At 68.9% G+C, this 9,144-nt stretch carries 8 protein-coding genes; 4 read left to right on the plus strand and 4 right to left on the minus strand.

Annotated elements, in window-relative coordinates; translation table 11 throughout:
- Positions 1–162: 162 nt before the first annotated feature.
- The 4 genes from CEK65_RS20515 to CEK65_RS20530 form a co-directional block, all read right to left on the minus strand.
- Positions 163–1,662 (minus strand): diguanylate cyclase, encoded by a 1,500-nt coding sequence (locus CEK65_RS20515; RefSeq protein WP_152182827.1) that lies wholly within the window; start codon positions 1,660–1,662, stop codon positions 163–165.
- Positions 1,659–2,921 carry a WD40 repeat domain-containing protein gene (locus tag CEK65_RS20520; RefSeq protein ID WP_017913914.1) on the minus strand — a complete coding sequence of 421 codons (1,263 nt, stop codon included), beginning with the start codon at positions 2,919–2,921 and terminating at the stop codon, positions 1,659–1,661. The genes CEK65_RS20515 and CEK65_RS20520 overlap by 4 nt, the downstream gene beginning before the upstream one ends.
- 156 nt (positions 2,922–3,077) lie before the next feature.
- Positions 3,078–4,208 carry a PilT/PilU family type 4a pilus ATPase gene (locus tag CEK65_RS20525; protein WP_010344137.1) on the minus strand — a complete coding sequence of 377 codons (1,131 nt, stop codon included), beginning with the start codon at positions 4,206–4,208 and terminating at the stop codon, positions 3,078–3,080.
- A gap of 141 nt (positions 4,209–4,349) precedes the next feature.
- Entirely contained in the window at positions 4,350–5,387 is a 1,038-nt protein-coding gene (locus tag CEK65_RS20530) for a type IV pilus twitching motility protein PilT (RefSeq protein ID WP_010344138.1), read from the minus strand.
- 85 nt (positions 5,388–5,472) lie between these two features.
- On the opposite strand from CEK65_RS20530, the gene CEK65_RS20535 reads away from it, so the two are divergent.
- From CEK65_RS20535 to CEK65_RS20550, 4 genes are all read left to right on the plus strand, one after another.
- Positions 5,473–6,165, plus strand: a complete 693-nt coding sequence (locus tag CEK65_RS20535) for a YggS family pyridoxal phosphate-dependent enzyme (protein ID WP_152182828.1) — start codon at positions 5,473–5,475, stop codon at positions 6,163–6,165.
- A gap of 316 nt (positions 6,166–6,481) precedes the next feature.
- Positions 6,482–7,510 carry a hypothetical protein gene (locus CEK65_RS20540; protein WP_017913913.1) on the plus strand — a complete coding sequence of 343 codons (1,029 nt, stop codon included), beginning with the start codon at positions 6,482–6,484 and terminating at the stop codon, positions 7,508–7,510.
- Positions 7,511–7,643: 133 nt separating this feature from the next.
- Entirely contained in the window at positions 7,644–8,489 is an 846-nt protein-coding gene (gene proC / locus CEK65_RS20545; RefSeq protein WP_152182829.1) for a pyrroline-5-carboxylate reductase, read from the plus strand.
- Between the two features lie 141 nt (positions 8,490–8,630).
- Positions 8,631–9,083 (plus strand): DUF4426 domain-containing protein, encoded by a 453-nt coding sequence (locus CEK65_RS20550; RefSeq protein ID WP_017909920.1) that lies wholly within the window; start codon positions 8,631–8,633, stop codon positions 9,081–9,083.
- Positions 9,084–9,144: the final 61 nt, after the last annotated feature.

Here is a 9,144-nt window from a genome sequence, read left to right on the forward strand (position 1 = left end):
TCTCCCGAGGGGAGAAGGAACAGCTAAAGCCCCTCTCCCCTCGGGAGAGGGGTTGGGGCGAGGGTACGGCGCGAAGCGTCCCGCCGAACCAAGACCACGAGGCTTCGCCCTCCCCTCATCCGCCCCTGCTGGCACCTCCTCCCGACGGGACAAGCGGAACCCTCAGCGCACAGCCACCGCGCGGCGCTGCCGCTTGTCCGCGTACATCTCTGCATCGGCGCGTTCGAGAAGCTCCTCCAGCGCCTCCGCGTCCAGATCCCGGCGGTGGCACAGGGCCAGGCCGAAGCTGGCCGACAGTGCGGTCGCGAATCCGTCGTCGTCGCCGGGCTTGGCAAGCGCACCGCGCAGCGCGTCGATCAGCCCCTGCGCCCTCTCCGGCGTGGTCAGCGGCAGGTAGAGCGCGAACTCGTCGCCGCCCCGGCGCCCCAGCAACTGGCCCGGTCGCAGGCAACGCCGGCAGCGCTTGACGAAGGCGCGCAGGGCCGCATCCCCGGCGGCGTGTCCGAACTGGTCGTTGATCGCCTTGAGGTTGTCCATGTCGGCGACGATCACCGCCAGCGGACGTGGGTCCTGCGCGGCCACTTGCAGATCGTTGAGCACCTGCTCCAGGAATCCGGTGCGCGACAGCGCCGCGGTCACCGGATCGCGCACCAGCGCATGGCGCAGCCGCGTGTTGTCGGCATAGAGCCCGGGGACGGCCAAGCCGAAGTAGCTGTTCGCCGCCAGGCTGATCATGGCGAACTGCAGCGCGAGCGCCTGCGCCTCGAGCCGCAGCAACGGCGTGGCCACGGCAATCAGCAGGCTGAAGGCCGCGATCGCCACCAGCGCCTGCAGCATCCCGTGGGTATGCACGATCCACAACTGGATCACCACCACCACGAACAGCGCGAACACCACGGCCGGCTGCCGCGGCAACGCCGCCGCCAGCGCCATCACCGCCAGGGTGACGCCGAGCAGCAACGCGAGCTTGACCAAGTAGGCAGAGACGCTTCCGGCCGGCGCGACCATCCCCGACAGGCGCGGGATACCCGGCTGCGGCACGATCTGCAGCCACTCGGCCAGGCGCAGCACCCCGACGATCGCCAGCGGGCCGAGCGCCAGCAGGCCGGCGTAGTCGCCGATCGCCCACGGGATCAACTGCGCCAGCATGCTCGGCAAGTCGATCGCGCCGGTGACGGCCAGCCCCGCGCCGCCCAGGCAGGCAGACAGCAGCGACGCCACACCGCCCCCCAGGATGAAGCAGGTGACCACACGTGGCAGGCTGCTCGAGGACACCCCGCGGCCGACCAGGCGCAGCAGCCAGGCCAGGCCGCCCCAGACGCAGAACTGCTGGGCGGTGAACAACAGCGCGTATCCCAGCACCGCCCGACCGGGGACGACGGGGTGGTCGCTGGTGCGATAGAAGCTGAGCAGCGTGGCCAGCACGCAGGCGATGGCGATCGCCGGCGCACCGCGCCAGCCCAGCACCATGAACGTGGCCAGCGTCACCGCCACCGGCGGGAACCACAGGCTCGCATGCGGCTGATAGTCCAGGACCCGCGCCAACTCGAAGACCGCCAGCCACGCCCCCACCAGCACCACCGACAGCACCAGCAGCGCGCCGGGACGGCGCGGCGCCGCGACGCGCGTACGCAACGGCGCCTCGGCGTCCCTGCCTGTCATCCATCCGACTCCGCACGGCCACGGCCGATCGCCGAACCGGGGCCGACGAAGGCGGTGACCGAGCCGTCGTCGCTGCCGCCCACCACCACGGTGGCACCGCTGTTCAGCCGGATCGGCCAGCTCATGTTGTCCGTGCCATAGGACCAAAGCGCCGTGCCGTCGACCGCGTTCCAGAGGGTGAACCCGCCGGGCGTCCCATCGGGATGGCCATCGGCCAGCCCCAGCCAGCGCCCGTCAGGGTCGAACGCCAGGCAGTTGGGCGAGTGCGCGCTGTGCGCGGTCCACTGCAGCGTCGCAGCGGTGCCGGCATCGGCGTACACGGCGACGACGCCACCGCCCTTGAGATTGCCGGCGATCGCGGCCTTGTTGCCGGCGCGATCGCAGGCCACCCCGTAGATGGTGGTGGCGCCCTCGGGCACCGTCTCGGTCCAGGCCGGCCCAGGCGTTTTCTGGAACGCCGCCACGTCGAACGCGTACAGCGTGCCGTCGCTGGCGCCGGCATAGGCCCTGCGCCCATCGCCGGACAGCACCGCGCCGTGGGTGTAGGCGCCGTTGGGCAACTGCCAGCGCGCCAGGGCCGCCGCTTGTCCGGACGTGATCGAGAACAGGACGATCTCGCCGTGATAGCTGGCCACCAGCCCGGTGGCGCCGTCTGCGGCGATGCCCGTGGCGACCACGGTGTCGCCCTTGCCGCTCAGGGCGATGCACACGGGCGCACCGAAGGACGCGTCGCCCTCGCGGCAGAACAGATAGCCCTGCTCGGCCCCGGCCAGCAACGTTTGCCCACGCGCGTCCAGCGACACCATGTTGCCGCGACCGGGGAGCGCATAGGACAGCAATTCCTTCCCGCCCGAGACCGCCCAGGCACCGATGAAGCCGGCGTACGGTTGCTGGCTCTTCCAGCCGCAGCTGGCCATGGTGCCCCCGTCCCCCGCGACATCGACCCAATACACGCCCTGCCAGCCTTCGAATTCCTTCTTCAGCAGCAGGTTGCCGGCCCCATCCCAGGCGTAGGTGCCGTAACACCCTTGCTGATCGTTGCCGACGTCGCTGCGCGTGGCAGCAGGCGCGATACGCTCGAAGACCTTGCGCTGCTCGACAGGCACTGCGTCCAGCCCGGACGTCTGCGTCGTATCGCCGTAATCGTGGAAGAAGGTGCCGGCGACGATGACATTGCCATCGTCGGACACCGCCACGGAATTGATGTAGTCGCCGGCATGCGGCTCGTTCGACCAAAGCACTTCAGGCAGTTCGTTCATGGCGGCTTCCCTCCCTTCGGCTGACGCGTCCACGATGGACCGACGACGGACGCTTGATTGAAAACTCGACACCCGCACAGGAACGCGAGACAACCGGCGCGATCCTGGTTCCGCACCGGCGCACCCTGCGGCCGGCCCTGCGCTCGCCCACCAGGCTCAGCGCACCTCGGCGATCTCGACCCCGTCCAGGCCCTGCGCCAGGGTGCGCGCGTCGCCGCCCTGCGCCAGCTTGATGCGCAGGCGCACCTCGTTCTGCGAATCGGCGTGGCGCAGCGCATCCTCGTAGCTGATCTCGCCGGCCTGGTACAGCTCGAACAGGCTCTGGTCGAAGGTCTTCATGCCCAGGTTGGTGGATTCCTTCATCACGTCCTTGAGCTTGTGGATCTCGCCCTCGCGGATGTAGTCCTGCACCAGCGGCGTGCCGAGCATGATCTCCATGGCCACGCGGCGGCCCTTGCCGTCCGGGGTCGGGATCAGCTGCTGCGCGACCACGCCGCGCAGGTTCAGCGACAGGTCCATCAGCAGCTGGCTGCGGCGGTCCTCGGGGAAGAAGTTGATGACGCGGTCCATCGCCTGGTTGGCGTTGTTGGCGTGCAGGGTGCACAGCACCAGGTGGCCGGTCTCGGCGAAGGAGATGGCATGGTCCATGCCCTCGCGGGTGCGCACCTCGCCGATCATGATCACGTCCGGCGCCTGGCGCAGGGTGTTCTTCAGCGCGTTCTCCCAGCTGTCGGTGTCGATGCCGACCTCGCGCTGGGTGATGATGCAGCCCTCGTGCTTGTGCACGAACTCGATCGGGTCCTCGATGGTGATGATGTGCCCGGTGGAGTTCTGGTTGCGGTAGCCGATCATCGCCGCCAGCGAGGTCGACTTGCCGGTGCCGGTGGCGCCGACGAAGATGATGATGCCGCGCTTGGTCATCGCCAGGGTCTTGATCACCGGCGGCAGGTTCAGCTCGTCCACGCTGGGAATGCGCGTCTCGATCCGGCGCAGCACCATGCCGACCTGGTTGCGCTGGTAGAAGCAGCTGACGCGGAAGCGCCCGACCCCGGCCACGCCGATGGCGAAGTTGCACTCGTGGGTCTTCTCGAACTCCTCGCGCTGCGCCGGCGTCATCACGTTCAGCACCAGGTCGCGGCTCTGCTGCGGGGTCAGCGGCGTCTGCGTGATCGGGGTGATCTTGCCGTGCACCTTGATCGCCGGCGGCATGCCCGAGGTGATGAACAGGTCCGACGCCTTCTGGTGCGCCATCAGTTTCAGGAAGGAGGTGAAGTCGATGGTGCTCATGGTCGGCTCCTTCGGAGCTGAGAATCGGGAATGGAGAATCGGGAATGGAGAATCGGGAATCGCAGCAGCGGGCATCCGGAAGCGGGAAGGATGGGGCGGTTGCTCTTCCCATTCCCGATTCCCTATTCCCGATTCCCGGCCTCACTCGAACAACCGCTTGTCCTTGGCGTACTCGCGAGCCTGGTTGCGGGTGATCAGGCTGCGCTTGACCAGGTCCTGCAGGTGCTGGTCCAGGGTCTGCATGCCGTTCTGCTGGCCGGTCTGGATCGCCGAGTACATCTGCGCGACCTTGTCCTCGCGGATCAGGTTGCGGATGGCGGGGGTGCCGACCATGATTTCCCAGGCCGCGGTGCGGCCGCCGCCGACCTTCTTCAGCAGCGCCTGCGAGATCACCGCGCGCAGCGATTCGGACAGCATCGAGCGCACCATCGGCTTCTCGCCGGCGGGGAACACGTCGATGATGCGGTCGATGGTCTTGGCCGCCGAGCTGGTGTGCAGGGTGCCGAACACCAGGTGGCCGGTTTCCGCCGCGGTCAGCGCCAGGCGGATGGTTTCCAGGTCGCGCAACTCGCCGACCAGGATGATGTCCGGGTCTTCGCGCAACGCCGAGCGCAGCGCCTCGTTGAAGCCGTGGGTGTCGCGGTGCACCTCGCGCTGGTTGATCAGGCACTTCTGCGAGGTGTGCACGAATTCGATCGGATCCTCGACGGTGAGGATGTGGCCGTATTCGTTCTTGTTGATGTAGTCGATCATGCCGGCGAGCGTGGTCGACTTGCCCGAACCGGTCGGCCCGGTGACCAGGATCAGGCCCTGTGGTTGGTCGATCAGCTGACGGAAGATCGGCGGGCAGCCCAGGTCTTCCAGGGTCAGCACTTCCGAGGGAATGGTGCGGAACACCGCGCCGGCGCCGCGGTTCTGGTTGAACGCGTTGACGCGGAAGCGCGCCAGGCTGGGAATCTCGAAGGAGAAGTCGACCTCGAGGAATTCCTCGTAGTCGCGGCGCTGCTTGTCCGACATGATGTCGTAGACAAGCGCGTGCACCTGCTTGTGGTCCAGCGCCGGAATGTTGATGCGGCGGACGTCGCCATCGACCCGGATCATCGGCGGCAGGCCCGCGGACAGGTGCAGGTCGGACGCCTTGTTCTTGACCGAGAACGCCAATAGTTCAGCGATATCCATACGCTGCTTTTCCCCTTGGGCTGCGACTGGAAGGATGATTCCCCGGCCGGCAGTATAGCGCCCTTCCCTTTGCCGGAACGCCGCCGTGCCCCTCTCTCCGCTGCAACAGATTCGCCTGGACATGGACCGCGCCGCCGACGCCGCAGGGCGCCCGCACGCGCAGTTGCTGGCGGTGTCCAAGACCCAGCCGGCCGAGGCCGTGGCGGCGCTGGCCGCGCAGGGGCAGCGCGCCTTCGGCGAGAACTACGTGCAGGAAGCGGCGGCCAAGATCGCCGCGCTGGCCGAGGCCGGACTGGAATGGCATCTGATCGGCCACCTGCAGTCGAACAAGGCCGAACAGGCGGCGACGCTGTTCGACTGGGTGCAGACCGTGGACCGGCCCAAGCTGGTCGCCGCCCTGGCCAAGGGCCGCGCGGCAGCACCCGAACGCGCGCCGCTGAACGTGCTGATCCAGGTCAACATCGACGACGAGGCCAGCAAGCATGGCTGCCAGCCCGACGCCGTGGACGTGCTGGCCGCGGCCATCGCCGCGCAGCCGGCGCTGATGCTGCGCGGGCTGATGGCCATTCCCGCGCCGTGGCCGGAGGCCGAACGCCGCATCGACGCGTTCGCGCGCATGCACGCCCTGTTCGCGCGGCTGCGCACCGCCCACCCGCAGGTCGACACCTTGTCGATGGGCATGAGCAGCGACTTCGCCGACGCCATCGCCGCCGGCGCCACCATGGTGCGGGTCGGCACCGCCCTGTTCGGGGCGCGCGGTCCGCGCGCTTCCGGCTGACCCCCCTGCTGCCGCGCCGCATTACCGCAGTGCCCGTGACACCGTGATGATTTGTCTACGGCCGCTTCAAAATCGATTCACCAACATCGGAATTATGTCGTAGGCGATCTCGTTGAAAACCATAGAATTTCGGGATGAATGAAAGGTTCGCGCCGACAGTGCTTCCTGAACCATGCGACACGGTTGCAAACCGTTAATTCAGTCACGTTTCAGACGCGCGCGCTTCGCTTCCATGGCGGCCGACCGCGGGTACTCCGCAGTCCATTGCCGAATGCGCTCGGCTCGAACGAGGTCACAGATGCAAGCATCCACCCGATTGCTGTTCGCCTCCTGCGTCATTGGTCTGCTGCACGTCCCCGCGGCCATGGCCGCGCCGACGGCGACGCCGGCCTGGACCAACGAAGAAGCGATGATGTCGCCCGCGGAAGTCCAGGCACGCACCGCCTGGCGCGAAACCATGGCGCATCAACCAACGCCGGCGGAAGGCTGCTTCCATGCCAACTTCCCCGATACGCAGTGGCAAACGGACGTCTGCAAGACCCTGACCCGCCGCGTGCATCCGATCCCGCACAAGATCCTGTTCGGCGCCACCGAGACCACCGGCAACGGCTACGACTACGCGCTGCGTTCCAGCAGCCTGATCAGCAAGGTCGTGGGCAGCTTCCCGCAGGTGACCGGCGTGACCTCGGAGAAAGGCGTGGGCGTGGCCTCCTTCGGCGGCGGCGGCATCCTCGGCCCGAACGAGTACTCGCTGCAGATCAACTCCAACTACAACGCCACCACCAGCGTCTGCGGCGGCCGCTCCGGCTGCACCGTGTGGCAGCAGTTCGTCTACGCCACCGACTACGAGACCCAGGGCCAGGCCGCGGTGTTCATGCAGTACTGGCTGATCGGCTACGGCAGCAGCTGCCCGAGCGGCTGGATGAGCGGCGGCGGTTCGGACTGCTACCGCAACAGCAATGCGGTCAGCGCGCCGGACGTGCCGGCCACGCAACTGGCCAACCTCAAGCTGACCGGTTCGGCCACCGCCAACGGCAACGACACCATCACCTTCACCAACAACGGCACCGCCTACAGCGTCAGCGCCAGGGACAGCGTGGTCAAGCTGGCCACCGTGTGGAAGGACGCCGAGTTCAACGTGGTCGGCAACGCCGGCGGTTCCAGCGCCAACTTCAACTCCGGCTCGTCGATCACGGTGAAGGTGGCCGCCACCAACGGCTCCACCGCCGCCCCGACCTGCGCGGCCAATGCCGGCAGCACCGGCGAGACCAACAACCTCAACCTGGGCAGCTGCTCGACGGCCGGCGGCAGCACGCCGTCGATCACCTTCACCGAGTCCAACTGAGTCCGTCGCGCCGGTCCGCATGGCGGCCGGCGCGTTCTTCCGCAGCGTGACCCGGACTGCGCCGCACCGCAGCAACGCGGCGCGGCGCGGCGCAGCCGCTACCATGGCGCTCCCTCTTCGCGACGGTGCGCACATGGCTTCCGCTTCCCCCGATTCCCAAGCGGCCGATATCGCCTTCATCGGCGGCGGCAACATGGCGCGCAGCCTGATCGCCGGGCTGGTCCGGCAGGGCGCCGATCCGCGCCGCATCCGTGTGGCCGAGCCAGTGGCGGCACTGCGCGAAGCCCTGGTCGCCGAGTACGGCGTCCACGCCGTCGCCTCCGCGGCCGAGGCCGCCGACGGCGCGGCGCTGTGGATGTTCGCGGTCAAGCCGCAAGTGCTGCGCGGGGTCTGCACCGAACTGGCGACGCTGGCGCTGGCGCAGCGGCCGCTGCTGGTGTCCATCGCCGCCGGCATCACCACCGCGCAACTGGACCGCTGGCTCGGCGGCGGGCACGCCTTGGTCCGCGCGATGCCCAACACCCCGGCCCTGCTCGGCGCCGGCGTCACCGGCCTGTTCGCCAGCGCCGGCGTCGACGCCGGACAGCGCGCCCACGCCGAGCGCGTATTGGCCGCCGCCGGGGTCACCGTGTGGGTCGAGGACGAGGCGCTGATCGATGCGGTCACCGCGGTGTCCGGCAGTGGGCCCGCCTACGTGTTCCTGCTCGCCGAGGCGATGGAAGCGGCCGGCATCGCGCAGGGCCTGCCCGCCGACACCGCGCGCACCCTGACCCTGCAGACCGTGCTCGGCGCGGCGCGCATGCTCACCGAATCCGGCGAGGCGCCGAGCGAACTGCGCCGGCGGGTGACCTCGCCCAACGGCACCACCCAGGCCGCGATCGAGACCTTCCAGCGCGGCGGCTTCGAGGCGCTGACTGAAGCCGCGATCGCCGCGGCGGCGCAACGCGGTCGTGCCCTGTCCGCCGCCAACGACGACTGAGCGCTGCGGGCACCAGACGGGCACGGACGGTACTCGGCATCGGCGTCGCCCCCTCGTACACTGCGACTCCTGAGCGCCGTCGGCATCCCCTTGGCGACTGCGCACGACCTGTTGTTCGCCACGCCAACCCGGAGAGCGCCGATGCGTGTCTTGCCCGTTGCGCTGCTATGCCTGGCCCTGGCCGCCTGCTCGGACCAGGACACCCCACGCCCGGCGACGCTGCTCGCCGCCACCCCGGCGCAGGCCGATTTCGGCACGCTGCGCGTGCACTACAACGCCTTGCCCACCCTGGCGATGAGCGAAGACGTGGCACGCCGCTACGGCATCGCCCGCGAGGCCGACACCGCGTTGGTGATGATCGCGCTGCGCACCCTGCATGGCGGCGAGGAAGCACCGGCGGTGGGCACGGTGGAGGCGGTGGCGACCGACCTCAGCGGCCAGCGCCAGCCGGTGGCGCTGCGCGCGGTCCGCACCGACGCCTACACCGACTACGTCGGCACGGTGCGCAGCAGCGCCCACGACCAGTTGCGCTTCGTGGTGCAGGTGCGCAGTGCCGACGGCAGCGGCACGGTGCGCTTCACCCGCAACTTCTAGCGCGTAGCGCGCGTCCGCGTTGCGCAGGCAACACAAACCGCCGTAGGAGTCAACTGTCATG

It is taken from the genome of Xanthomonas sp. LMG 12459, from assembly GCF_009192905.1.
Lineage (GTDB): Bacteria > Pseudomonadota > Gammaproteobacteria > Xanthomonadales > Xanthomonadaceae > Xanthomonas_A > Xanthomonas_A sontii.

Coding starts and splice junctions, on each gene's coding strand:
- CEK65_RS20515 (WP_152182827.1), bottom strand. CDS start 1,662: ATGACAGGCAGGGACGCCGAGGCGCCGTTGCGTACGCGCGTCGCGGCG.
- CEK65_RS20520 (WP_017913914.1), bottom strand. CDS start 2,921: ATGAACGAACTGCCTGAAGTGCTTTGGTCGAACGAGCCGCATGCCGGC.
- CEK65_RS20525 (WP_010344137.1), bottom strand. CDS start 4,208: ATGAGCACCATCGACTTCACCTCCTTCCTGAAACTGATGGCGCACCAG.
- CEK65_RS20530 (WP_010344138.1), bottom strand. CDS start 5,387: ATGGATATCGCTGAACTATTGGCGTTCTCGGTCAAGAACAAGGCGTCC.
- proC (WP_152182829.1), top strand. CDS start 7,644: ATGGCTTCCGCTTCCCCCGATTCCCAAGCGGCCGATATCGCCTTCATC.
- CEK65_RS20550 (WP_017909920.1), top strand. CDS start 8,631: ATGCGTGTCTTGCCCGTTGCGCTGCTATGCCTGGCCCTGGCCGCCTGC.